This is a genomic window from Streptomyces sp. NPDC127117, assembly GCF_042677325.1.
GTDB lineage: Bacteria > Actinomycetota > Actinomycetes > Streptomycetales > Streptomycetaceae > Streptomyces.
The window spans coordinates 124,573-148,782 of record NZ_JBHXTM010000012.1 but is presented as its reverse complement, the minus strand read 5'-3'; the positions used below and the strand labels follow the sequence as shown (position 1 = coordinate 148,782).

The following is a 24,210-nucleotide window of genomic DNA, read 5'->3' as shown; positions in this document are numbered from 1 at the left end:
GCGGTACGCCCGTACGGCCATGGACGTCATCATCATGGCCGTGAAGCCGGACGCCGCCGAGCCGATCCGGGACGAGAGGGTGAAGAGCAGGTGCGCCGGGCGGGCACCGAACCGGCCGCCACATGGGAGGCCACCGAACTCCCCGCCGCCGCACGGGCGTTCCTCGTCGGCCCCGGCACGGCCACCCTCACCATCCTGCGCCCCGACGGCACCCCGCACGTCACCCCGGTCCGCTTCACCCTCGACGCGGCCACCGCTCCGATGCGGGTGACCACCCGGGCGGGGGCGCGCAAGACCCGGAACGTGGCGGCGGGCGGCCCGGCGGCCCGTGTCGCGCTCTGCCGGGCGGACGGCTTCCGCTGGGTCACCCTCGAAGGCCGGGCCACCATCACCCGCGACCCCGTACGCCCGGCCGAGGCGATCCGCCGCTACACCGCCCGCTACCGCGCGGCCCCGCCCGGCCCTGTGGACCTGGCCGTCATCGAGATCGCCGTCGACCGCGTACTGACCCTCAACCTCTGAATCCCCTCACGGAAAGCGAAGTGACACCGCGATGCCCACCGTCCCCGTCCTCGACTCGACCCTCCACCACCGGGAGTCCGGTGACCCCGACGGGCTGCCGTTCGTCTTCCTGCACGGCAACCCCACCTCCTCCCACCTGTGGCGGAACATTCTGCCAGGGGTGGTCGCGCCCGGCCGCCGCCTGCTTGCCCCCGACCTCATCGGCATGGGCGACTCCGGCAAGCCCGACCTCGCCTACTCCTTCGACGACCACGCCCGCTACCTCGACGCCTGGTTCGACGCCCTCGGCCTTGCCGAGGCCGTCCTCGTCGGCCACGACTGGGGTGGCGCCCTCGCCTTCGACCGCGCCGCACGGCTCCCGGACCGAGTCCGTGGTCTCGCCTTCACCGAGACGATCGTAAAACCGCTGGTCGGCGACGAATTCCCGGCGGCGGGACGGGAGTTGTTCGCCCTGCTGCGTGCTCCCGGGGTGGGAGAGGAGATGATCCTGGAGAAGTCGCTGTTCATCGAGGGACTTCCGGACACGCTCGCCACCCCGCTCGACCCCGCCGACCTGGACGTCTACCGCCGTCCCTTTCCGACCCCGCACAGCCGCCGCCCGGTACTGGCGTGGACGCGCATGATGCCCCTGGACGGCGAGCCCGCCGACATCGTGGCCCGCGTCGAGCGCTACGACGCCTGGCTGGCCACCAGCCCCGAAGTCCCCAAGCTGCTCGCCGCGTTCGAGCCGGGCCCGGGCGCCATGACCGACCGGGGGACAGTGGCCTGGTGCGAGGAGAACATCGCGGGCCTGGAGGTGTCCCACCACGGCCTCGCCGGTCACCACTCCCCGGAGGACCGCCCCGAGGAGCTGGCCGCGGCGATCAATGCCTGGGCGGACCACCACGGGCTGGCACGCCACTAGGGTCTTCCGTCCGGATCAGGCCGGGCTCGCGCGCCCCGGTGCCGTGCCTCGCCGCGTTGTCGTCACTCGCCAGGGCTCCTTCCCCGAGCTCCCGGCCCCGCTCGACCAGGGGGGACCCCATCCGACTCCCTCCTCCGCCCTGCGATCCACGGCACCGGACCCCGCTCCCTGATCCGGCCCGATCCGGACGAAAGACCCTGGAGCCCGCGCCTCCGGCGGAGCCGATCAGATCGGCCACCACACTGTTACAGTCCGCTCATCCCGAGCACGGGGACACAACGGAACAACAGAATGAGAGGCCCGGAGTTGCGCATACGACCGAGACGGATGATCGCGGCGATCGGGGTGGGGCTCGCGCTGGCCCTGACGCCGCTCACGGGGACCGCGACGGCGCAGGATACGGGCACCATGGCCGTCACCGACATGGACTTCACCCCGCCCACGGTGGACGCGACGCCCGGCGGCAACACCGTCAAGCTCCGCTGGACGATGACGGACACCACCCCGGAGACCGACGGCATGAGCGCGCGGGTCCAACTGCGCCGCCAGGGTGCGACGGCCGGCACCTACCTGGGTGTGCCGCTGGTCGGGACCTACGAGGTGGGCTCCTACGGCCAGGACATCACGCTGGTACCCGGTTCGACGCCGCAGAAGGCCACGTACGAGTGGACCCTGGCCGTTCCGCAGTACGCGGCCGGGACGTCGGTCACCTGGGCCGTGACCCGCCTGACGGCCTGGGACACCCAGGGCACCTCGCTGGACTGGGACGCCGCCCGGCTGGGAGCGTTCCACAACACGTTCGAAGCGAAGACCCTCGCCGACACACAGGGCCCGACGTACGACCAACTCGCGGTGGACCACGGACGGCAGCCGTACGTCTACGCCGGTGAGAAAGCGTCGAGCATGAGCTACGAGCTCGATGTGCACGACTCCCAGGCCGGCATCTCCGGCGGCACCCTGACGCTGACCGGCCCCGGCGGGCAGCACCTGACCGGCTCGTTCGCCATCGACTGGACCCCGGACGAGGGATACCGAGGCTGTGGCTACATCGAGTGGGGCCAGACGGACGCCAGGTCCTGCGGCGTGTCCGTGACCTTCCCCGCACACACGGCATCAGGCACGTGGACCGTTTCGCGGGTAGAGCTCACCGACAACGCGGGCAACACCAGCGCCTACGACGGCCTCTCGGCCGCGCCCGTCCACGTCACCTCCAACGACGTGCTCTCCGCGGACGGATTCACTGCGACGCCGAACCCGGTCGACACCTGGCACGGCGCCCGGACGATCAAGGTCGGTTTCCGGCCCCACGGGGACGAGGGCGAGGTCGCGTCGGCAGTGGTGGACACCAACAGCGTCAACGGCTGCCGGCAGACCTCCACCACGACGACGACCGCGGCGGACGGCACCGTCTCGGTGGACTACGACGTGCCGCGGCAGGTCTTCACCTGCCGCATCACCGGCGTGATCATCACGGACAACGCCGGGAACGTCGCCCTGTACGGCGAGGAGTTCGGCGCACCGGAGACCGGCCTGACGATCACTTCGGCACCCGACACGGTGCTGCCGGAGATCGACCGGGCCACGCTCTCGCCCGCCACCATCCCGGCAACGGATCACTTCACGGACATCCGCCTCACCGTCAACGTCTCGGGCACCACCGCAGGTGTCAACGGCTATGACATCAACCTGATCGACTCCTCGGGGCAGTGGATCCCGGCCGTGACCGGCGGAGCCCCGCTCACCTTCGGCGGCCCGCTGACCCTCTCCTTCCCGCTCCCCTCCGACGTGGCCCCCGGTACGTACACCATCGCCCTGCGACTGTCCGACCAGGCGCGGGAGTCCTCGTCCTTCGGCTTCCCGAACGGCACCCCGATGCCGGGTGGTCCGGTGACTCTGACGGTTACCCAGTAGCCCTTCCGGCAGGCTCAGCCCCGTCGCATCGAGAGGTGCCCGGTCTCACTGCGAGGCCGGGCACCGCCGTACGTAGGTGTCCGACGGCCCGCCGAGTGCGGTGCTGCCCGCAGGAGACCGCTGGCAGCGGGAAACCAGGTGTGCCGGCCGATCGGCCCGGGGGACACTGCACGGATGAGCCCCGACGCGTTCCGGACACCGCAGGCCATGGCCCTCCGCCACGTCGCGGAGCTGGCGTCGGGCCCGCCGCTGGACCCGGCGCTGCGGGTGACCCTCAACTTCCACCCGGACCGTCTGCTGCACGGCAAACCGATCCTCGACGCGCTGGCCGAAGACGGTGTCTACCGCTCCCAGTTCGTCACGGGGACCAGCAACGGGGGACTGACCGCCCGCCCCGGCGGGGACCGGTGGCGCTGGGAGAGCAGGATCTTCGGCGGAGCGTACGACGCGGCATCCGCTCATGAGCGGCCCGTCTACGGGGCGTTGAACTTCCGCCACAAGCCGGTCGGAGGCGCACCGCGGTTCGGCTCCGCCCACTTCAGGCTGACCGCCGGGACACTGGCGCGGACCACGTTCTGCTACCCGGACAGCTTCCTCGAACCCTCGGACTTCGGGGTCGCGGCCCGCATGGGCCTCATCGACCTGGCCCTGGCCGACAGCCAGGACGACCTCGACGACTACATCGAGGCCCAGGTGCACGGACCGGTCCTGCTGGACCGTCATGTGGAGGCGCTGGTCCTGGACCCGTGTTACCGGGGCACGACGGTCGAGACCGCGGCGGGGCGTCTCGGCTGCCCCGTCGAGTGGCACCCGGGTTTCCGCCTCGGGGTCGAGACGCTGCGCCTCCACCCCGGCTACCGGGGTCGGGAGTACGTCGACCTGGGCGGGCGGCTCGCCGCCGGCGGTGTACTCGATCCTCGTATCGTCGGGGACGCGGCACGGGACGGCCGCCAGGACCCCCAGGCGGTCAAGAAGGTGTGGCACTGCCTGGCGCGTTTCGGGGTGCCCGGCAAGGCTGCTGACGAATCGGCACGTCCGGCACGTCCGGTGATTCCGGTGCATCCGGCGGAGGCGCAGACGGCTTCGTGAGGGGTCTCGCGGGGTTGCTGCTTCGTCATGCCCTGACCCGAAAGTCCAACATTCCTGTGACGTGCGACACATTTTAAAGTCCGCTTAAGGTGCCACATCACCAAAAGTCTTTTTTGGGATTGATTGTGGCTGGTTGACTCCCAACTCCGACGTGAGTCAGAGTCACCACATCCCCACAACATCCCCCTGGTTTCACCATGAGCTGGAGTTCTCGATGTGTACCCGGCCACCCCCAGCCGTCATCCCGGCTGCCCCGGCCGTCCCCCCGGCTGTTGCGGCCCGACACCCCCGCGTACGTGGACCTTCCGTCCGCGTCGTGCCCTGATCGCGTCCATGAACCGACCTGTTTGGACAAGGAGCTCAGAGTAAGTGAGCTTTCAGCAATGCACGTTGTGCGGATCGGAGCGTGACTCCGCCTCAGGGCCTGCCTGTGACTGTATGTCGCCCGGCAAGCGGCTCGTGTTCGGCAAGATAGCCGCACCTCATCAAGCCGGCCACGGCGTCCGTGAAGCGGACATCGAACTCTTCGACGACACCGTTCCCGTTCCCCGGCAGAGGTACTCGCCGCTCCCCTCCCAGCAGGCCCCGCGCCGCCAGGATGCCCCCGCGCCCGTCCGGCACCCGGTTCCCGGAAAGGTCAAGGCAAAGGGCGACGGCACAGTCGGCGGCACGGGTGGCGAGAAGGGGAAAAGGCGTTATCCCACACTGCTCATCGGCGTCACGGCGGCCGGTATCGGTGCCGCGGTCGCTGTTTACCTGGTCTGTGACGCGATAACAAATCCGCATTCCGGCTACATTTCCTCATCACTCTCGGCCGCCTCCCCCTCCGTCTCTCCGCCGCCCTCGGACGAGGCGCCCCGCGTATCCCCGTCCGCGGCTCCGTCGACCATTCCCGCAAGTCCGGTCCGAGAACTCTCCGAAACCCCTGTGGCGCCGTCGGCAACGCCGTCGCGGTCCGCCACCCCTCCACCGCCGCCCGCTCCCACACCGCCTCCTCGGCCGCCCGCGAACACCGGGTCGACGGACCGGAACGCCATCGGTCTGGGCAGTACGGGCCCCGAGGTCGCAGACCTTCAGCAGCGGCTGGGCCGGCTCTACCTGTACCTCGGTGCGACCGACGGAGTCTTCACACGGGATGTCCAAGTGGCACTGGGCCGATTTCAGAAGGCGCGGAACATCCCCGAAGAAGTCGGGACCTACGGGCCGATGACCCGCGCGGCACTCGTGGCGGAGACGGATTCGGCCGACCGTGATTCCTATGCCGAGGCGGCGCCGCGAAGGTGGAGGCACCAGTAGTTGTTCCGGCGCGAAGACGATACAGATTTCGCGCACGGGTCCAGTGGGGCGCAAACAATGCCCCCGCTCTCCGAATACTCTCCAGCGATAGGGTTGAAGAAATTATGCGAATGAGTGGAAGTGCCGTTGCGGGAAGAAGCGGCGCAGTCGCGCTGGTTCTCTCTCTCGGCCTGCTCGGCAGCGGAACTTCCCATGCGGCCGTTCCCGCCGACGTTTCCGACAGGTCGAAGTCGTGCCCGACCTCCGGTGAAGTGCCGGGCATCGGTCACAACCCGAAGTTCACCGACGGCAATGTGGCCCTCTTCGCCGGTGGGAACTACACCGTCGACGGTGGGTCGGCCGAGGCGGAGGGGCTGCTCGTCGTCAAGGGCGACGCGACCTTCGCGAAGGAATCGGGAGGCACGTTCAACGTCGGCCGGGTCGGCGCGGGCTCCGGAATCCTCCCGGACTCGGGCGATGTGATGCTCGCCGTCGGTGGGGATCTGTCGATCGCCGAGGGAACGACCGTCGATGTCGGACACGGCCTCACGGCCGGTCCCCGCTACGGCGGTTCCGTCCACGTGGGCAAGGAGATAACCGAGAAGGGCAACCTGGAAACCAACGGCGGCGAGCGCAAGTCGGGCGTAGGAGCCAAGGAGGCCCTCAGCCCCTACGACACGTTCGACAGGACCATCGGCGACGAGTCGTCCTCCCTCGGATCGCTGAAGGCCACCGGCACGACCGTGCGCGAAGGCGGCACGGTGACCTTCAAGAGCACCGGCGCGAGCAAGGGAGACCTGCAGGTCTTCGAGATCTCCGCCGCTGAGCTCGACGGTGCCTCGACGTTCTTCTTCGAGGCGATTCCGGACGGCGCGTCCGTCGTCGTCAACGTGACCGGATCCCACGCGGTGTCCATCTCCCCGATGTCCGTCGGATTCAACGGGGACCGCGCCGACACCTACGACTCCCCGGTCTTCGGCGAGGCCGCCTCGCGGATCCTGTACAACTTCGAGGGCTCCACCTCGCTCACCCTCGGCGGTGGGGGCAACTTCATGGGGTCGCTCCTCGCTCCCGAGGCCTCCGCCGATCTCACCGCGAGCACCAATGGCCGCGTGTACATCGGCGGCGATGTGAAGACCCACGGCTCGGGCAACGAGACCCACAACTACCCGTGGGCCGGCTCCCCGGCGTTCAAGTGCAAGCCCAAGCCGTCCCAGCCCGAGAAGCCGACGCCCCCCGCGCCGACCACGCCCGGAAAGTCCGCCTCTCCTTCGCCGACCCGGCCGGGCGGGGCGACTCCCCCGCCCGCCGAGTCCACGAAGCCGTCCCGGCCGGCCCCCGTGGCCTCCGAGTCGACTCCCGCACCCGCCGCCTCGTCCCCGGCCCCGTCCGACGACGAGGGTTCCCTTGCCACCACCGGTGCGCAGGTCACCATGTACGCGGCCGCGGCCGCCGTACTCGGCGGCCTCGGGTTCGGCCTCCTCGCGTTCACACGCCGCCGCCGGCGCCGCGCGTAGCCGGCCGGCACCGCAGAACTACCGGCGGGGCGACGGCCGACCGTTGTCCCGCCGGTCCGGTGCCGGTGCCAGCAGTTCGGCGTGCGTGACCGGCAGCAGTTCGGCGTGCGTGACCTCGTAGCGGGAGTTGGCGTTCCGTGGTGACGTGATCCATCCTTCACGTCCGCCCCTCCCGGCCCATCAGCCGCGATCCGTAGATGGCCCATCAGTCGCGATCCATGGATTCCGACGCGCTCACCTCGACCACGAGACCTACCTGCCTCGGCCTCCGGTCGCACGGTCGGCTGCGGAGCTGCGCGAAGCACCTGTACGAAGCACCTGTACGAAGCGCCTATACGAAGCACTCCAGGATCAGCGCCAGGTCCTCCAGCCACTCCTGGAGACGGGCCCGCCTGCGGGCGGCGAGCAGACAATGGTGGGTGGTGCCGTTGTGGAGGCGGACGGTGACCCCGAGGTGTTTGGGGCCCTCGGCCGCGTACTCGACGGTGCTGATCTCCGCCCAGGTGAACGCCACGTCCCCGGCCTTCGAGCCGAGCACGACGCCCCCGGCATCGACCAGGAGAGAACTCTCCGGCGCGATCGCCACGAAGGACAGGTCGGAGTCGGCCGACGCATCGCCCACCGGGGCGGCCTCGGTGGGGGCCTGGTGCAGTGGGACGGCGTTGGACGGGGCGTAGGCGGGCGGCGGCGGGATCGCCACGGTGGGGGAGTACGCCGCACCGTCCGGCACCAACAGGTCCAACAGGCCCTCCGGCGTGGGTCGTTGGTCCGGGTCTTTGGCGAGGCACGACATCAGGACCGGCCGCAGGCCGTCCGGCACCGCGGTCAGGTCCGGTGCCTCGTGCACCGACCGGTACATCAGCCCCATCGGCGTACCCGCACCGAACGCGCTGCCGCCCGCCGCCGCCACGAGCACCGCCCCCAGCGCGAACACATCCGCGGCGCCGCCGACCTCCAGACCCTGCGCCTGCTCGGGCGCCAGGAACCCGGGTGTCCCGAACGCCACCCCGGTGGCCGTCAGCCGGGTCGACTCCAGCGCCCGCGCGATGCCGAAGTCCAGGACCCGAGGGCCGTCCGCGGCCATGATGATGTTCCCGGGCTTCAGATCACGGTGCACCAGACCGCAGCCGTGGATCGCCACCAGCGCCTCGGCGAGCGCCGCGCCCAGCTGCCGCAGCCGCGCCCCGTCCATCGGCCCCTCGGCTTCGAGCAGCGCGGCGAGCGTGGGCCCGGGAATGTACGCCGTGGCCAGCCAGGGCGCCGCCGCCGCCGGGTCCGCGTCCACCACCGGGGCGGTGTGGAAGCCGCCCACGCTGCGCGCCGCCGCGACCTCGGCCCGGAACCGCTCCCGGAAGTGCGGGTCGCTCGCGAGCTCCGGGCGGGCCACCTTCACGGCCACCGCACGCCCGCCGCGCGAACGCGCCAGATACACGGTGCCCATCCCGCCGGCGCCCAACTCCCGCTCCACGGCATACCCACCGATACGATCCGGCAGGCCCGCACCGTCCACCCCGTGCCCCATGCGCTGTAAGCCTTCCCCTGTGCTCGGCGCATCAGTATGACCCAGCATCCGAAGGGCCGTGCGCGGGCGGAGCGACGGTTGCCCTGTGACGGGAGGTTCACGGCTGTGTCCCGGCTGTGTGCCATTCGGCAGTCGGCCGAAAATCGCTGGTTAGCCTGGCGGCGCTCAAGAGGTCCCAGGGGGACGTCGGAACAGTTGGACGGAAGTGGGAACAGACGTGAGCGTTCGTGACGGGCACATGGTGCCGCGCAGGCGGATACTCGGGCTGGCCGGGACAGGGCTGGGGCTGGCCGTGTTCGGGGCCGGGCTCGTGGGGTGCGGTCCCGAGGGGGAGGCGGGCGCGCCGAGCGGCAGCTCGAAGCCGGGCGGGGACAAGAAGGGCGACGGTTTCACCACCCTGCCGCCGGGCACCGCGCCGGAGCCGCTGTGGCGGGCGAAGGCCGCGAACAGCAATCTGGCCGGCAACGACGCGCTCGCGGCGATCGGTGGCGTGGCCCTGGTGTCGGGCGACCCGCTGGTGGGACGGGACATGGCCACCGGCAAGGAGAAGTGGTCGCGCCGCGGCGTCACCACGCCCGGTGCCAAACTGATCCTCGGCGGCGGCACGCTCTATCTCGCCAGCGCCGAGTACGACGGCGACGTGGTGGGACTGGATCCGGCCACCGGCAAGGAGACCTGGCGCAGCCGACTGGGCAAGCAGTACGAGCAGCCGCGCCCGCTCGCCGCCGACGACCGTCATGTGTACGTACTCGCCGGCATCCTGGAGAAGGACTTCACCACACCGAACAACGTGATCGCCGCGATCGACACCACCTCCGGCAAGATCGCCTGGCGCGAGCAGCGCGACGCGGGTACCGAGGAGTTCGGCATCACCGCCGCGGCCGTCGACGGGCGCCTGGTCTACACGGACTACCGGGAGAACGTGACCGTCCGCGACACGGCGACCGGCCGGCAGCTGTGGACGAAGAAGATCAGCCGGTCCAACAACCGCCGCTTCGCCGTGCACAAGGATCTGGTGATCGTGGCGGACGGCCGGCGGCTGCGCGCCTTCGACCTGGCCGGGGGCAAGGAACGCTGGTCGCTCCGGACGGAGGAGTTCAGCGCGTTCAACGACCCGCACGTCCTGGACGGAGTGCTCTACGCGGCCGACAGCGCACGCGCCATGTGGGCGGTGGATCCCGCCACGGGCAAACGGATCTGGCACAACGAGGACCTGCGGGACAAGGCGACACAGGCGTGGCAGTTCGCCAAGGTGAACGGCACCCTGTACGGCGCGACCGAGTTCGACGAGGACGGCGGCGTGCACGCCTTCGACGCGGCGACCGGGAAGCTGCGCTGGACGTACAACGACAGGAGCGGCGACATCCAGCAGTGGTACGTGGCGGCGGCGGGCGACCGGCTGGCCGTGATGCACGGAAAGCGGCTCTACGCGCTCCCCGCCGTGTGATCCGGACGTCCCGGGCCCGCGCCCCCGCCCCGGGGCTTCACCCGGCCGGCCCGGGACTCCAGGTAGCGCTGTTCGGCGATGCTGGCGGTGGCCCTCGCGGCGCGGCGGTAGTGCTCGTACGCACCGGCCGTGTCGCCGGTCTTCTCCAGCAGATGCGCGCGTACGGACAGCAGCCGGTGGTGCCCGGCCATCCGCTGGTCATCGTCCAGGGTGGACAGCAGGGCCAGCCCGGCCGCCGGGCCCTGAGTCTCGGCGAGTGCGATCGCCCGGTTGAGGGTGACCATCGGGTTGGGCGCGATCCGTTCCAGTACCAGGTAAAGGGCGTGCACCTGCGGCCAGTTGGTCTCCTTCGCCGTGGCCGCGTCGGCGTGCGTGGCGGCGATCGCGGCCTGCAACTGGTACGGGCCCAGCGCCGGACCGGCCAGCGACGACTTGACCAGCCCCAGCCCCTCGTCGATCAGTTCGCGGTCCCACTCCGTACGGTCCTGCTCGTCCAGCGGCACCAGGTCGCCCGCCGCCGTCGTACGTGCCCGGCGGCGGGCGTGGGTCAGCAGCATCAGCGCGAGCAGCCCGGTCACCTCGCCGTCCTCGGGCAGCTGCGCGTGCACCGACCTGGTCAGCCGGATCGCCTCGCGAGCGAGGTCCGCGCGGTGCAGCTCGCTGCCCGAGGAGGCGGTGTAGCCCTCGTTGAAGATCAGGTAGAGCACGTGCAGGACGACCCGCAGCCGCTCCTCGCGCTCCGCACCCACCGGCAGCCCGAACGAGCTGCCGGCGGCCTTGATGCGCTGCTTGGCCCGGCTGATCCTGGCCGCCATCGTGGCCTCCGGCACCAGGAACGCGCGGGCGATCTCGGCAGTGGTCAGACCGCCGACCGCCCGCAGCGTCAGGGCGGTCTGGGAGGCCGCGGTCAGCGTCGGATGGCAGCACAGGAACAGCAGGACGAGCGTGTCGTCGGTGTCCGGCACGTCCTCGGGCACCACCTCGGCGGCCGTCGCCGACTCCCGTTCGCGGCGGGCGTGGTCGCTGCGCATCTGGTCGATGAGCCGCCGGGACGCGACGGTGACCAGCCAGCCGCGCGGGTTGTCCGGCACCCCCTCGGCGGGCCACTGGACCGCGGCGGCGAGGACGGCCTCCTGCACGGCGTCCTCACACCCTTCGAACCTGCCGTGCCGGCGTACCAATGTGCCCAGGACCTGCGGCGTGAGTTCACGCAGCAGGTCCTCGATGGCTGGTGCTGTCATGCCTCCAATTGTCCGTCGGCGAACATCACCTGCCGCACCTCGATGCCCAGACCGTCGATCGCGGCGTCCGGGATCCGCGCCGCCAGCTCGATCGCCCGCTCCTTGTTCTCGCAGTCGACCAGGTAGAAGCCGCCCAGATACTCCTTCGACTCCAGGAACGGCCCGTCGGTCACCACCGGCTGGCCGTTGCGCACGGACACCACGACGGCCTGGGACGGGTCGACCAGCGCCTGCGTGTTGATCAGCTCGCCCGACTTCTTCAGCGCCTCGATGAACTCGCCGTGGCCGCCGCCGATCGCCGCCTTCTCCTCGTCGGTCAGCGCGTCCAGCACGGCCGGGTTGATATGCATGCTGATCAGGAACTTCATCTCTCGCACTCCTCGTGGTCCGCGAGCCCGGTCGGGCCCTTCACCCAGTGGGTCGGAGCCGACGCGGCCGTCTTGACATCCCCGCCGGAACTTCCGCGGAAGATTTTCGCCGCCGCGCGCCCGTACCGATGTCAAGAAACTCCCGACCGCTCCGACCAGGCGGCGAAACATCGAGAGAACAGGGAGTTTCCGATATGCGAGTCAACCGGGCATGGCTGGGACTGGTCGTCCTCATGCTGCCGACCTTTCTCGTCGCCATGGATGTGACGGCACTGCTGCTCGCGCTCCCACAGCTGAGCGCCGACCTGGGGGCCACCAACGTCCAGCAGCTGTGGATCAGCGACAGCTACGGACTCATGGTGGCCGGCCTCGTCATCACGACCGGCACGCTCGGCGACCGGATCGGCCGCCGACGGCTGCTGATGATCGGCTGCGCGGCCTTCGCGGTGCTGTCGGCCGTGGCCGCCTTCGCGGTCGACCCGTTGATGCTGATCGTCGTCCGAGCGCTGCTGGGCGTCGCCGGGGCGACCCTGGTGCCGTCCACCCTCGCCCTGATCACCAACATGTTCCGCGACGAACGGCAGCGTGGGCAGGCCATCGCGGTCTGGGCGACCTGCCAGTTCACCGGCGGCGCGCTCGGCCCCGTACTCGCCGGATTCCTGCTCCAGCACTTCTGGTGGGGATCGGTGTTCCTGATCGCCGTGCCGGCCATGCTGTTGCTGCTGATCGCCGGGCCGGTCCTGCTGCCGGAGTTCCGCAGCGACCGGGCCGGGCGGCTGGACCCGGCCGGCGTCGGGCAGTCGCTCGCGGCGGTGCTCCTGCTGGTCTACGGAATCAAGCGGCTGGCCGTGGAGAGCGTGGGCGCCGGGAGCGTGCCCTTCGTGCCGGTGGTGGCGGTCGTCGTCGGCGCGGCCATCGGTGTCCTGTTCGTACGCAGGCAACTGCGGCTGGAGACGCCGCTGCTGGACCTCCGGCTGCTGCGCAGCCGCCCGTTCACCGCCGTGCTCGTCGCGCTGGTCTTCGCCGGCATGGCCATGGCCGGTACGGGCCTGCTGGTGACCCAGTACCTGCAGAGCGTGCTGGGCCACTCGCCGGTCGTTTCGGCGATGCTGTTCGCGCCCATGGGCCTGGGCGTGGCGGTCGGCACCATGACCGCACCGGCGCTCGCCCGCCGGATGAAGCAGCCGACCGCGATCGCCGGCGGGCTGGCGGTGTCGGCGCTGGGCAGCCTGCTGCTGGTCCTCGTCGACGGCGGGCACGCCCTGCCGCTGGTGATGACCGGCATCACCGTACTGGCGCTGGGCACCGGACCGCTGTTCGCGCTGGGCACCGGGCTGGTCGTCGGGTCCGTACCACCGGAGCGCGCGGGCTCGGCGGCGTCGATGTCGGAGACCGGCAACTACCTCGGCGGTTCGCTCGGCTTCGCGCTGCTCGGTGTGCTGGCCGCGGTGGTCTACCGCAGCCGGACGGACGGCACGTCCGACTCGCTGGCCGGCGCGGTCGAGGCGAGCCGGCACCTGCCCGCCGACCGGGGCGCGGAACTGCTGGACACCGCGCGTGAGGCGTTCACCGCCAGTCTGCACGTCACCGGTGGCGTCGCCGCGGTCTTCTTCGTGGGACTGGCCGTGCTGACGTCCCTGGCCTCCCGTGTCCGGACCGCCCCGGACGAGGAAGCGTCTACACGTCTTCCCAGGCCATCGAGCTCATCCGCCAGCCGGTAGGCGTCCGTACGAACTGGATCGTCTTGTGGCCGGAGCCCTCGAAGCGCTCGCCGTCGCGGATGCCGGACTTCCGGTATTCGCTGAACCGGTGCGCGATGGCCCCGAAGACTTCGGTCCGCTCGGCGACCTCCCATTCGGAGAACTCGGTCAGCGTCCCGTCGGTGAGCATCTTCTCCCGGGGAGCGATGAAGGAGTCGAGGTCGTGGACCACAGGCTCGGTGTCGACGGCCCCGGTGTTCGCGATGATCGTTCCCCGCGGGACGAACACCTCGCGGACGGCGCCGAGGTCGGGCCGGCTTCCGCCGGTGTTGGTGAAGGCGCCGAAGAAGGTGTGCGTCAACCGGTCGAGTTCGGCCTTGACCTCGGAAACGGGTACTCCCCCCGCGGATTCTTCCGCCGCGGGGGGCCACTCCTCGGAGAGGACCGACCAGACCTCGATGTCGAGCCGCTCGCCCCGGTATTCGGTGTGCTTCCGCAGCACACCGTCACGGCTCATCCCCAGCCGGCGCGCGACTTCGACGCTCCGAGTGTTGCCCGTCCGGACCCACCATTCGGCCCGGCTCATCCCGCGCTCCGCGAAAGCCCAGTCGAGCAGCGACCGGCACGCCCGGGTCACCAGTCCCCGGCCCTCCCCGGCGGCCTCCAGCCAGCAGCCGACCTCGCACACTCCGGAGGTGCTGTCGAAGCGCGTGAACATGACGCCGCCGACAAGTGTGCCGTCCAGCCAGATCCCGTAGATCCGGGCGGTGTCCGCGGCCTGCTTGTCGGCGTAGCGCTGGAGGACCGCAGTGGCGGAGGCGCGGTCGGTGCTGAAGGTCGCCCAGGGTATCCACGGGTCCACATGGGGCCGCGCGCGGTCGATGTGGGCGAGGAACTCCTGCGCGTGCCAGGGCTCCAGGGGGCGTAGCTGAGCGGTGTCGCCGAGCGGCAGTGTGAACACGGAAACCTCGTCCCTGGGTACGTAACAAGCGTTCGGTACGTAAGATAGCAGCATGCCGCCCGCACCCGGAGACCGTGAAGCCCGCCGTGACGACGTTTCCCGGGCGGTGTGGCAGGTCCTCGCCGACAAGGGGTTCGGCGGGCTGACGCTGCGCGCCGTCGCAGCCGCGATGGGCGTCTCGACCGGGATGCTCATGCACTACTTCCCGACCAAGCGGGCCCTGATCGCGCACGCCCTGGACCTGCTGGAGAAGCGCACCGCGGAACGCCCGCGCCGCGACCGTCCGGCCGATGGCCTGGCCACCGTGCGGGCCATGCTGCTGGACATCCTGCCGCTGACCGAGGGCGACACCGCCCGCAACCGCATCTGGGTCAGCTCCTGGGACCTGGCCCTCGCCGACGACGGACTGGCCGCGGACCAGGCCGACCGCTACACCCGGTTGCGCTCGACGCTCCGCCCGCACTTCGAGGCCGCGCGCGGCCTGGGCGAAGTCCCCGAAGCCGCCGACCCGGAACAACTCGCCGCCACCGCGGTCGCGTTCACCCACGGACTCGTCGTCCAGGCACTCTTCGACCCCGGCCGGTTCCCCGAGGACGTACAGATCGCCATGGTCGACGAATTCCTCGCCTCGATCACACCGCCCCGGCCCGCACGGCGATGAGCCGCCCGGACCCCCGTACCGTCACCGCGCGAACGGCCCGTCGAGGGCGGCCCATTGGAGCAGCATGATGGTCTTGGCGTCGGCGATCGTGCCGTCGCGGATCCGCTCGAGCGCCTCGGCGAAGGGCAGTTCCACGGTGGTGATGTCCTCGCCCTCGTCGGCGATTCCGCCGGGGCCGCCGCCGGCGGGGACGTCGGCCGTGTCGTAGGGGGCGGCGAAGAAGTGCAGGCGCTCGGTGACCGAGCCGGGACTCATGTAGACGTCGAAGACGTGCTCGACGGCACCGACGGTGTGCCCGGTCTCCTCGGCGGCCTCCCGCCGGATCGCCTCTTCCGGACCGTCGCCGTCGAGGAGCCCGGCGGCGGTTTCCAGCAGCATCCCGTCGGGATGTCCGTTGACATAGGCGGGGAGGCGGAACTGACGGGTCAGCAGCACGGTGCGCCGGTCGGTGTTGTGGAGCAGGATGGTCGCCCCGTCGCCCCGGTCGTACGTCTCGCGCTGCTCGCGGCTCCAGTGACCGTCGCTGTGCCGGTAGTCGAAGGTGGTCTTCCGCAGGACGTACCAGTCGCTGGAGAGCAGCTCGACCTCGCGGATCCGCACGCCCGGGTTGCCGGTGAGGCCGCGGCCGTGCTGCTCCAGGCCGGTGCGCCCGCGCCGGTCGGGGGTGTCGATCCCGGCGGTCATCGGGCGGCCGGTACGGCGTCGAGGCCGGCGTAGACGTCCTTGCCCCGCGCCAGGGCCTGGGCGACCATCCGGTCCGCCCCCTCGGAGGGGCCGCCGACGCGCAGGACCGCGTCGCAGCGCGAGAGCAGCCGCTCGGCGACGGGGTGGAAGATCTCCTGGAACAGCGCGTCGCCGGGGCCGGTACTGCCGGCCGTCTCCAGGAGCGGCAGGGCAAGGGCCTCGCCGGTGACGGGCAGGTGCCCGGCGCGGAAGAGGACGAGCGCGGCCTCGTTCATCGCCCGTACGTTGGCCTCCAGCTTGCTGGGGTCGTCGCCGGTGCCCGAACGGTAGGGGCCCGCGACGAGAATCATCAGTGCGCGTGGAAGGGTGCGCGGAATTTCGCGCGGAACGTCGGTCATGGGCGTTCAGTCCTTGGGGATGGGCGCCGGATCGGGCACCGGGCTCGGATTCAGACGAGGAGGCTGTCGACGCCCGCGTCCCGCAGGGCGTCCAGGGTCGCCGGGCCGCTGGGGTGCGTGGCGGCGTCCTCGGCCGCCCTGTCGGTGACGAAGCGGTCCACCGCGTCGAGCGGGGCGACCCGGCTGAAGGCGCGCACGCCGAGCTTGGTCGCGTCCGCCACCGCGATCGTGCGGGTGGCCCGGGTGAGCCCGATCTGCTTGACGGCCGCGTCGTCCAGCGAGAACTCCGACCAGCCGTGCTCGGCGTGCACACCGCCGATCGACATCACGAAGCAGTCGAAGGCCAGGGACTCCAGCGTGCGCAGCGCCAGCGGGCCGACGAGGGAGCGCTCGCCGGGACGGGAGCGGCCACCCACGACCAACAGATCGATCCCGGGCCGGTCGGCCAGGCTCAGCGCCGCCTGCAGGCTGAGCACGGCGACCGTCAGCGGGGCCCGGGCGGCCAGGTGCTCGGCGACGTGCACGGTCGTGGTCCCCGCGTCGAGCAGCACCCGCGATCCCGGCTCCACGAGCCCGGCCACGGCCGCACCCAGACGGTCCTTGGTGGCCGCCTGCCACGGCTCCCGCGCGGAGAATCCCGCGCCCTCGTCACGTGGGCGGGTGGCGACAGCGCCACCGTGCACCCTTCGCACCAGGCCCTGACGCTCCAGCGCGTCGAGGTCCCTGCGCACGGTCATTTCCGAGACGCCCAGACGATGGGAGAGCTCCGACACGGAAACCCGGTCGGAGCCCTGCACCAATCGCAGGGTCAGGTCCAGACGATTGGCGACACCCATGGCTCATTTCTACCATGCTCCAGTTTGAATGAACATCCGAGTGTGCGAACTCCGCTATTGGCTGTCGTCGTCGCGCAGCTTCCGCCAGATGCGAGTGCGGTGCAGCGCGTAGAGGGCGATGAGCAGGAACACCGCCTGCAGACCTACGGCGAGCAGCCAGAAGACGTCCTTGCTCTCCAGCTCGTCGGTCAGGTAGGTGAAGTTCATGCCGAAGAACCCGGTCAGGAAGGTCAGCGGCAGAAAGATCGTCGACACGATCGCCAGCCGGTTGATCACGCTGTTCTGTTCGCCGGACACCAGTGAGGAGTAGCTGCCGAAAGCTCGACGGGCGGAGTTCTGGAGCGACTCGATGTCCGTGAGCACCAGCCTCGCGGTGTGCTGGTAGTCGCGAGCGAGCTTCTGGCGCTTCTCGGGGAAACCGGGGTTCATCATCCGGCGTGTGAAGGTCTCGTCCGTCACCTGAAGGTAGGGCAGCAGCGCGTGGTGCAGGAGTGCCCCGCGCCGGCGAAGCAGTGCCAGGCGGTAGACATGCTGGGGAACCCGGTGCTGGAACATCTCGTCCTCCAGGTCCTCCACCTCCAGCAGTGCCTGCACGGCCGACCGGCGGAAGGTGTCCAGGGCCTCTCCCAGCAACAGGAACAGTATGGCCACGCTGTCCGGCGGCCGTTCGTGCGGCAACCTGGTGATGAGACTCTTGACCGGTCCGGCCGGTCCTCGGTGCACCGTGATCAGATATCGCTCGGTCACGAAGGCGTGGAGATGCGTGATCCGGTCCGCCTGGACCGCGGGCACGACGAACGCGGCGCTGTCCCCGAGGAATTCGGCCCGCGCGGACTCGCCTTCCCTGCCGAGCCACGCCACGTCCTCGGCCTCCAGCCCGAGCAGGTGGGCGACCGGCTGTTCGTCGGGCGGTTGCTCCTCGGGCAGTTCGATGTCCACGAGCAGGAAACGGGATGCCGTCAGATGCCTGCGTGCCTCCGACACATGGGTGTGAGTGATGACCCCTTCCGGCATCGACACCATCGATACGATCATCGTTCCTCGCCATGGGTCACCGGGGTCATCCGCGGCCACCACGCACGTCCCGGTACGCGGAGCCGGAGCTGGAACCGGATTCGGATCTGTACTCGGACCCATCTTCGGGGCGGGAAGCGCGCAGGGCCGGACGCACGCGCCGACCACGAGGATGACGCGGACCACGGACCGACGACCATCCGCAGAGCCACCGCTTCCGACCGGCGGGCAGGTGCCCGGGCTGTGCGGGGGAACGACCTGTGCCGCTCGGGTCGGTGCGGGCGCCCCCGCTCCTACGGCCGCCGGTATGACTTACGAGTACGAGCGGTTCTACCCCGGTCAGCCGCGCCGGATGTTCGACAGGCTGACGGCCCCCAGGACTACGTGAAACTCACCGCGGCCACCGGAGCGCAGCTGCGCTGCTCCCCGATGGCCCCGCAGCAGCACTGCGATGTCGTCTTGGACCCGGCTGCAGGAGAAGTTGCCGGGGCGCCGACCGCGGGCGGAGCGCCCCGTTCCCGTTGTCAGACGACGACGAGACGCTTGGGCGCCGCGCCCCGGCCGAGGTTGCGGAAGAGCTTCTTGATGTCCTCCGGGGCGAGCTTGATGCAGCCCGCGGACTTGTAGTCACCCACGCCGTCCCAGCGCCGGCTCTCGGTGCTGCCCTGCCCGCCGGTGCGGGTCATCTCGCTGTGGATGAAGAGTTCGGTACGCGTCGTCCGGCCGTTCCTGCACGTCTTGTTGCTCAGTGGGATGGCGTAACCCTTGATGAGGTTTCCGTTGTAGCGGGTCTGGCGGGCGCCGACGGTGTAGGTGCCCGCGGGCAGCCAACCCTTGGCCGAAGCGCACTCGTCGCGCCCCTTGGCATGGCCGCGGCCGAGTCCGGAGCCCGCGCGGAAGACGGCCTGCGTCTCGTTGCCGCGCACCACCAGCAGGCGTGAGTTCTGCGGGTCGGCGGAGTTCCGTACGAACTTCAGGGTGGTGACAGCGGCGCCACCGGCCGGGGCGGCGGCCCGACCGCTCGGGGCGGTGACGGCGGCAACGGTCATCAGGGCCATGGCACTCAGACCGATGGCGGCGGCACGGACACGCAGGGGAGAGGTCGCGGACATGGGTGATCGCTCCTTCGAGGACTGGGGAGGCGGCGAACCCCGGGAGTCCGGGGCGCCGTGGACCAACCATGGGCCCTCGGGGAGGCGGTACGGAACGCCCGGCGGCGATGCGCCGATGGGCGGGCATGCATGCCCCCATGCCTGCCCGATGCACCGCCCCGGCCTGCGCTTATGCGCGCCGGTTGAATACCGGCACAACGGCGGTCCCGGATCGATCACCCGCTGCTACGGTTCATGCCCATGCCTACCAAGACGCTGCAGATTCCCACCCGAGACGGTCAGGCCGATGCTTTCGCGGCCTTCCCCGACGGCGGCGGGCGGCACCCCGGAGTGCTGCTGTACATGGACGCCATCGGAGTGCGTCCGGTGCTGGAGGAGATGGCCCGCGAACTGGCCGGGCACGGGTACTACGTGCTCGTCCCCAACGTCTTCTACCGGCACGGCCCGGCACCGGTGGTCGAACTCCCCGAGCACATCGGAGCAGAGTCCCGGCCCGCGCTGTTCGCCCGGCTGATGCCCCTGATCGAGGCGCACACCACCGAACGCGCCCTGCGTGACGCCGACGCCTATTTCGAGTTCCTCACTGCCCAGCCCGAGGTCGGCGCAGGACCGGTCGCCGTGATCGGCTACTGCATGGGTGCCGCCCTGGCGCTGCGCACCGCGGCGGCCCACCCCGACCGGGTCGCCGCCGTAGCCGGATTCCACCCCTCCGCCCTGGTCACCGACGCGCCCGACAGCCCGCACCGCATCGCCCCCGAGGTCACCGCCGAGGTCCACTTCGGCATCGCCGAGAGCGACATGTCGCCGGAGGCTGTCGGCGAGCTCGACCAGGTGCTGGAAGCCGCGGGCGTCGGCCACACCTGCGAGATCTACCCCGGCACCGTCCACGGCTTCACCATGGCCGACACCGCCGCCTTCGACGCCGCCGCACTGCAACACCACTGGGACCGGCTGCTCCCCCTCCTCGACCGCACCCTGACCAAGGGCTGAGGCTCCGGCACCGAGGCCGGCCGAGGGCCGGCCACCCGGTCCGCCGGGGTACGGGCCCTCGACCCGCCCGTACCCCGGCGGACGCGTCGAGGCCGATGAGGGCCTTGCCGCGGGCGGTCGTCCGGACGGCACCGGGACGGAAGAGCGCGAGTGAATCACGAGGTGCGGATCGCGGAGCCGCGCCTAGCATGATCGTTATGGACATCTCCATTCACACCAGCTTCCTCCCGCACGACGACCCGGAGGAGTCCCTGGTCTTCTACCGCGACGTCCTCGGCTTCGAGGTACGCGGCGACGTCGGACAGGGCAAGATGCGCTGGATCACGGTCGGTCCCGTCGACCAGCCCAGCACCTCCATCCTGCTGGCCCCGCCGGCCGCCGACCCCGGAGTCACCGAGGACGAGCGCCGCACCATCGCCGAGATGATGGCCAAGGGCACCTACGGCTGGATCCTGCTGGCCACCCGGGACCTCGACGCCACCTTCGAGCAGGTGCGGGCCGCCGACGCCGAGGTCGTCCAGGAACCGACCGAGCAGCCGTACGGCATGCGCGACTGCGCCTTCCGCGACCCCGCGGGCAACCTGGTCCGGATCCAGGAACTGCGCTGAGCCGTTCGGCGGCAACGAGGCAGGGGGGCGCGGCCGGCGTACGGACCCAACCGATCAGGAATCGAGAAGCACCGGCCGCCGGGCCGTAACTAGCGTGATGGACATGGCATCCATCGAAACCGTGACCCTTGAGGTGGCCGACCCCGCGGCCGCCGAGCGCTTCCACACCACCGCCTTCGGCCTGGCCAACCAGATCCGCCTGCGCGCCTCGGAGGCCCCCACCACCGGCTTCCGCGGGTTCACGCTCGCGCTCACGGTGTCCCGGCCCGCCACCGTCGACAGCCTCATCGGCACCGCACTCGACGCGGGCGCCACATCGCTGAAGCCCGCCGCGAAGTCGCTCTGGGGCTACGGCGGCGTCGTACAGGCCCCGGACGGGACGATCTGGAAGGTCGCGACCTCGGCGAAGAAGGACACCGGCCCCGCCACCCGGCAGATCGACGAGATCGTGCTCCTGCTGGGCGTCGCGGACGTGGTCGCGAGCAAGTGCTTCTACGTCGGCCGGGGCCTCGCCGTGGCGAAGAGCTTCAGCCGCATGTACGTCGAGTTCGCGGCCGGGGAGAGCCCCGTCAAACTGGCGCTGTACCGGCGCCGCGCACTGGCCAAGGACCTCGGCGTCCCACCCGAGGGCACCGGAACGCACGGGCTCGCGATCGGCGGCGCCGCCGGATCGTTCACCGACCCGGACGGGTTCGCATGGGAGGCCGTCTCGCCGGCCGTTCCGGCCGAACGCCACCGGGCGTGACCGCGGCGACAAGGAGGGCGCGAAGGGGGCTGCCGCAGCCCTGAGGCCGGCTGACGGACCATGAGGCTGCCTCGCCCCGAGGCAGACCACCCGGCCCTCCGCACCGCGCCCGCCCGCGTGGAAGGATGAGCCCCCATGTGGTCGCGGCTCCCGTTCGGGAACGAGTTACGGGCAGGGCTGGGCGCTCCCGGGCGCTCCCGGCGTCTGTCCAGCAGCCCGCGCTCGCGCGTGTGGCGCGTACAGCTGGCCGGGGGCCCGGCGGTCGTGAAGCAGATCGTCGACGGTCCCGACGCCGAGGAGCGGTACGCCCGCGAGCTGACCGCGCTGCGGCTCGCCGCCCGTGCCGAAGCGCCCCTGGTGCCCGCGCTGCTGGGCACCGACCCCGGTGAGCGGGTGCTGGTCCTGGAACATCTGGACCACCGGCGCCCGTCCGGGGACTGGATCGTCGACTACGCGTCGGCACTGGCCCGGCTGCACGCCGTCGCCCGCCCCGAGGACGCCGGATCACTGCCCCGCTGGCCCGGTCCGGACGAGGCCGACGTCGAGTCCTTCCTCGGACTGGCCGAGGCGCTGGAGGTTCCCGTCGCACCCGGCGTGTCCGGCGAACTCGACGCGCTCGTGCACCGGCTCGGCCGGGCCCCGGGGCACGCCCTTCTGCACGGGGATCCGTGTCCCGGCAACGACCTGCACACCGCCGACGGGGTCAGGTTCATCGACTTCGAACAGGCGTCGCTGGGCAGCGGACTGATGGAACTCGCCTATCTGCGCATCGGTTTCCCGACGTGCTGGTGCGTCACCGCGGCCCCCGCCCCGCTGCTGGACCGGGCCGAGTCCGCCTACCGCACGGCCTGGCACACCGCGACCGGCACCGAACTCCACGGCGACCTCGCCGACGCGTGCGCCGGCTGGCTGCTACGGGGCGACGCACTGGTCGAGAGGGCCCGCCGCAAAACCACCGACCACCTGGCCCGGATCCCGGACCAGGACTGGAAGTGGGGCACCGCGACCGCCCGGCAACGTCTCGTCCACCGGCTCGGAGTCGTCGGCCGGCTGACCGCCGACCGCACCGGCCTGAGCGGCCTGAGCGGGCTCAGCACGGACATGCGCCGCAGCATGCTCGCCCGCTGGCCCGAACTCCGGCCGGTCCCGTCGGAGCGCCCGTAGACACCCTTCGCCGGGCCGACGGTTGCGAGACCCGGGGCGGGGCCACCGACGACGGCCGCGCCGGCGATGCCGCGGTGACCGGCATCCCTACCGACTGGGCGACCACGAAGCACCTCGACAGCGTCGTGGACACGGCCCTGTGCCGCTGAACCGGACACGGCCCTGTGCCGCTGAACCGCGTCCCCGCTGTCCGGACGGCGGTTCGCCGCCCGGCCGGTTCGCCGCCCGGCCGGTTCGCCGCCCGGCCGGTTCGCCGCCCGGCCGGACGTTCTGCCCGGTACGGATGACCACGCACGACCGTGGGAGAGGGGAACGGCCCTTGAGCCCGTCCCCTCCCTCACGGACCGTTCAGACCTGGAGCCCCGTGGCCTTCACGTCCTCGACGCGGTCCTGCAGGACATCGAGCCGCTGCTCGGCCGGCCGCGCGGCCTCCGCCTCCGCCATCGGCCCGGTCTGCACATCGGCGGGCGCGGGCCCGCGCCACAGTGCGAGTGCCCGGGCGAGCAGGCCCGCCGCCCGTTCCGCATCGCCGACCGCCAGTGCCGCGCGGCCCGAGTCGCCGAGCCGGGTGAAGGCCGAGGCGTCCATGTCGTCCTCGTCGGCCGGCACCATCTGATAGCCGGGCGGCCGGGTGACGAGCAACCGGCCCTGTCGGTCCCCGAGTCCGCGACGCAGCCGCATCACATACTGCTGAATCAGATCGGCAGCGGCCTCGGGTTCACGCCCGCCCCACAACTCCGCGCCCAGCCGGCCCGTCGGCACGGGGACATCGCGCTGCACCAGCGGGGTGGCGGGCAGGCGGGGTTTGGCGGCCGAGATACCCCGCCAGTGGGTGCCGTCGAACACTTCGAGTGGTCCGAGGACCGAAAACGCATCCGCATCCTCCGTGCTCAGGGCCCTGTGGCAGGCGATCCTGCCACTGGTGGGAGGGAGGGACCAGCCTTTTCCTGGACGGCAGGGAAAGGGCAAGGGCCCGGACAGCCGTCCGGGCCCTTGCCGTACATGGAGCGTCGCTCAGTACATGGAACGTTGCTCAGTCGCCGGTGTTGGTGGCCCAGACGGGCCGGTTCGCGCTGTCGTAGACGACTACGTTGCCGTCGTCCTGGACGGAGAGGTACCGGCCCTTGTGCCAGGTTCCGGCCGCCCAGAGCGGGTCGCCGGCCCGGTTGTAGACGACGAGGTTGCCGTCCTCCTGCATGACGAGGCTGTCGGCGTTGGGGTAGACGTTCGGGGCCTGCCAGACGGGACGGTTGTCCTTGTAGACGACGACGTTGCCGTCGCTCTGGACACGCAGGATGGTACGGCCGTTGCCGGAGGTCCAGGCCTGGTTCCGGCCGAGGCTGGCGGGCGGGTAGAAGTGGGAGTCGCTCCGCAGCGCCGACTGGGCCTGCGCGCTCCGGACAGGGTGGCTGCTTCCCACGGCGTCGGCAGCCGGAACGGAGGCCAGGACGGGCAGGACTGCGAGGGCGAGCGCGGGAAGGCCGCGCCGCACGAGGTTCTTGATCACAACCCTGGATTTACGCAGGCGGCAGACGCCTGGG

The 24,210-nt window shown here is 71.0% G+C and carries 24 protein-coding genes; 13 read left to right on the top strand and 11 right to left on the bottom strand.

Going from position 1 to position 24,210, the window contains the following annotated elements:
• Positions 1-90: 90 nt before the first annotated feature.
• The 6 genes from ACFVH0_RS13685 to ACFVH0_RS13660 all read left to right on the top strand — a co-directional run bounded on the left by ACFVH0_RS13685 (position 91) and on the right by ACFVH0_RS13660 (position 7,218).
• On the top strand, positions 91-522 hold the full coding sequence (locus ACFVH0_RS13685) for a pyridoxamine 5'-phosphate oxidase family protein (RefSeq protein ID WP_385819746.1): 432 nt from the start codon (positions 91-93) through the stop codon (positions 520-522).
• Positions 523-553: 31 nt separating this feature from the next.
• The gene (locus tag ACFVH0_RS13680) at positions 554-1,426 is read left to right on the top strand and encodes a haloalkane dehalogenase (RefSeq protein ID WP_385819745.1); all 873 of its coding nucleotides are present in this window, start codon (positions 554-556) and stop codon (positions 1,424-1,426) included.
• 327 nt (positions 1,427-1,753) lie between these two features.
• Positions 1,754-3,337, top strand: coding sequence for a hypothetical protein (locus ACFVH0_RS13675; RefSeq protein ID WP_385819744.1), 1,584 nt, complete (start codon positions 1,754-1,756; stop codon positions 3,335-3,337).
• A 174-nt stretch (positions 3,338-3,511) separates the two neighbouring features.
• Complete coding sequence (locus tag ACFVH0_RS13670) at positions 3,512-4,426, top strand: DUF3626 domain-containing protein (protein WP_385819743.1); 915 nt, start codon at positions 3,512-3,514, stop codon at positions 4,424-4,426.
• Positions 4,427-4,864: 438 nt separating this feature from the next.
• Positions 4,865-5,722 (top strand): peptidoglycan-binding protein, encoded by an 858-nt coding sequence (locus ACFVH0_RS13665; RefSeq protein WP_385819742.1) that lies wholly within the window; start codon positions 4,865-4,867, stop codon positions 5,720-5,722.
• Positions 5,723-5,973: 251 nt separating this feature from the next.
• Complete coding sequence (locus tag ACFVH0_RS13660; RefSeq protein WP_385819741.1) at positions 5,974-7,218, top strand: choice-of-anchor A family protein; 1,245 nt, start codon at positions 5,974-5,976, stop codon at positions 7,216-7,218.
• Positions 7,219-7,549: 331 nt separating this feature from the next.
• On the opposite strand, the gene ACFVH0_RS13655 is transcribed toward ACFVH0_RS13660, so the two are convergent.
• Positions 7,550-8,740 carry a serine/threonine-protein kinase gene (locus ACFVH0_RS13655; protein WP_385819740.1) on the bottom strand — a complete coding sequence of 397 codons (1,191 nt, stop codon included), beginning with the start codon at positions 8,738-8,740 and terminating at the stop codon, positions 7,550-7,552.
• A 238-nt stretch (positions 8,741-8,978) separates the two neighbouring features.
• On the opposite strand from ACFVH0_RS13655, the gene ACFVH0_RS13650 reads away from it, so the two are divergent.
• Positions 8,979-10,187, top strand: coding sequence for a PQQ-binding-like beta-propeller repeat protein (locus ACFVH0_RS13650; RefSeq protein ID WP_385819785.1), 1,209 nt, complete (start codon positions 8,979-8,981; stop codon positions 10,185-10,187).
• Here ACFVH0_RS13650 and ACFVH0_RS13645 read toward each other — a convergent pair.
• Together ACFVH0_RS13645 and ACFVH0_RS13640 are read right to left on the bottom strand one after the other, a co-directional pair.
• Positions 10,166-11,428 carry an RNA polymerase sigma factor gene (locus ACFVH0_RS13645; RefSeq protein ID WP_385819739.1) on the bottom strand — a complete coding sequence of 421 codons (1,263 nt, stop codon included), beginning with the start codon at positions 11,426-11,428 and terminating at the stop codon, positions 10,166-10,168. The genes ACFVH0_RS13650 and ACFVH0_RS13645 overlap by 22 nt on opposite strands.
• The gene (locus ACFVH0_RS13640) at positions 11,425-11,796 is read right to left on the bottom strand and encodes a YciI family protein (protein ID WP_266694972.1); all 372 of its coding nucleotides are present in this window, start codon (positions 11,794-11,796) and stop codon (positions 11,425-11,427) included. Before ACFVH0_RS13640 ends, ACFVH0_RS13645 begins: the two co-directional genes overlap by 4 nt.
• A gap of 194 nt (positions 11,797-11,990) precedes the next feature.
• Here ACFVH0_RS13640 and ACFVH0_RS13635 point away from each other — a divergent pair, with 194 nt between their 5' ends.
• Positions 11,991-13,517: an MFS transporter gene (locus ACFVH0_RS13635; RefSeq protein WP_385819738.1), complete on the top strand. Its 1,527-nt coding sequence runs from the start codon at positions 11,991-11,993 to the stop codon at positions 13,515-13,517.
• Here ACFVH0_RS13635 and ACFVH0_RS13630 read toward each other — a convergent pair.
• Positions 13,474-14,457: a GNAT family N-acetyltransferase gene (locus ACFVH0_RS13630; protein ID WP_385819784.1), complete on the bottom strand. Its 984-nt coding sequence runs from the start codon at positions 14,455-14,457 to the stop codon at positions 13,474-13,476. The genes ACFVH0_RS13635 and ACFVH0_RS13630 overlap by 44 nt on opposite strands.
• 52 nt (positions 14,458-14,509) lie before the next feature.
• Between ACFVH0_RS13630 and ACFVH0_RS13625 the strand changes: the two genes are divergently transcribed.
• Positions 14,510-15,118 carry a TetR/AcrR family transcriptional regulator gene (locus tag ACFVH0_RS13625; RefSeq protein ID WP_385819737.1) on the top strand — a complete coding sequence of 203 codons (609 nt, stop codon included), beginning with the start codon at positions 14,510-14,512 and terminating at the stop codon, positions 15,116-15,118.
• Between the two features lie 21 nt (positions 15,119-15,139).
• Here the strand turns inward: ACFVH0_RS13625 and ACFVH0_RS13620 are convergent, their stop codons facing one another.
• The 5 genes from ACFVH0_RS13620 to ACFVH0_RS13600 all read right to left on the bottom strand — a co-directional run bounded on the left by ACFVH0_RS13620 (position 15,140) and on the right by ACFVH0_RS13600 (position 19,162).
• Positions 15,140-15,802, bottom strand: coding sequence for an NUDIX domain-containing protein (locus ACFVH0_RS13620; protein ID WP_385819736.1), 663 nt, complete (start codon positions 15,800-15,802; stop codon positions 15,140-15,142).
• The gene (locus tag ACFVH0_RS13615; RefSeq protein WP_385819735.1) at positions 15,799-16,200 is read right to left on the bottom strand and encodes a DUF4406 domain-containing protein; all 402 of its coding nucleotides are present in this window, start codon (positions 16,198-16,200) and stop codon (positions 15,799-15,801) included. The genes ACFVH0_RS13620 and ACFVH0_RS13615 overlap by 4 nt, the downstream gene beginning before the upstream one ends.
• A gap of 50 nt (positions 16,201-16,250) precedes the next feature.
• Positions 16,251-17,036: a DeoR/GlpR family DNA-binding transcription regulator gene (locus tag ACFVH0_RS13610; protein WP_385819734.1), complete on the bottom strand. Its 786-nt coding sequence runs from the start codon at positions 17,034-17,036 to the stop codon at positions 16,251-16,253.
• A gap of 54 nt (positions 17,037-17,090) precedes the next feature.
• Complete coding sequence (locus ACFVH0_RS13605) at positions 17,091-18,071, bottom strand: CorA family divalent cation transporter (protein WP_385819733.1); 981 nt, start codon at positions 18,069-18,071, stop codon at positions 17,091-17,093.
• A 503-nt stretch (positions 18,072-18,574) separates the two neighbouring features.
• Positions 18,575-19,162 carry a L,D-transpeptidase family protein gene (locus ACFVH0_RS13600; RefSeq protein ID WP_385819732.1) on the bottom strand — a complete coding sequence of 196 codons (588 nt, stop codon included), beginning with the start codon at positions 19,160-19,162 and terminating at the stop codon, positions 18,575-18,577.
• Between the two features lie 240 nt (positions 19,163-19,402).
• Here ACFVH0_RS13600 and ACFVH0_RS13595 point away from each other — a divergent pair, with 240 nt between their 5' ends.
• The 4 genes from ACFVH0_RS13595 (at position 19,403) to ACFVH0_RS13580 (ending at position 22,669) form a co-directional block, all read left to right on the top strand.
• Positions 19,403-20,152: a dienelactone hydrolase family protein gene (locus ACFVH0_RS13595; protein WP_385819731.1), complete on the top strand. Its 750-nt coding sequence runs from the start codon at positions 19,403-19,405 to the stop codon at positions 20,150-20,152.
• Between the two features lie 197 nt (positions 20,153-20,349).
• On the top strand, positions 20,350-20,760 hold the full coding sequence (locus ACFVH0_RS13590) for a VOC family protein (RefSeq protein WP_385819730.1): 411 nt from the start codon (positions 20,350-20,352) through the stop codon (positions 20,758-20,760).
• Positions 20,761-20,863: 103 nt separating this feature from the next.
• The gene (locus ACFVH0_RS13585; protein WP_385819729.1) at positions 20,864-21,505 is read left to right on the top strand and encodes a glyoxalase; all 642 of its coding nucleotides are present in this window, start codon (positions 20,864-20,866) and stop codon (positions 21,503-21,505) included.
• Between the two features lie 135 nt (positions 21,506-21,640).
• Entirely contained in the window at positions 21,641-22,669 is a 1,029-nt protein-coding gene (locus ACFVH0_RS13580; protein ID WP_385819728.1) for a phosphotransferase family protein, read from the top strand.
• A gap of 348 nt (positions 22,670-23,017) precedes the next feature.
• Here the strand turns inward: ACFVH0_RS13580 and ACFVH0_RS13575 are convergent, their stop codons facing one another.
• On the bottom strand, positions 23,018-23,515 hold the full coding sequence (locus ACFVH0_RS13575; protein WP_385819727.1) for a BTAD domain-containing putative transcriptional regulator: 498 nt from the start codon (positions 23,513-23,515) through the stop codon (positions 23,018-23,020).
• A gap of 187 nt (positions 23,516-23,702) precedes the next feature.
• The gene (locus ACFVH0_RS13570) at positions 23,703-24,176 is read right to left on the bottom strand and encodes a hypothetical protein (protein ID WP_385819726.1); all 474 of its coding nucleotides are present in this window, start codon (positions 24,174-24,176) and stop codon (positions 23,703-23,705) included.
• Between the last annotated feature and the right edge of the window lie 34 nt (positions 24,177-24,210).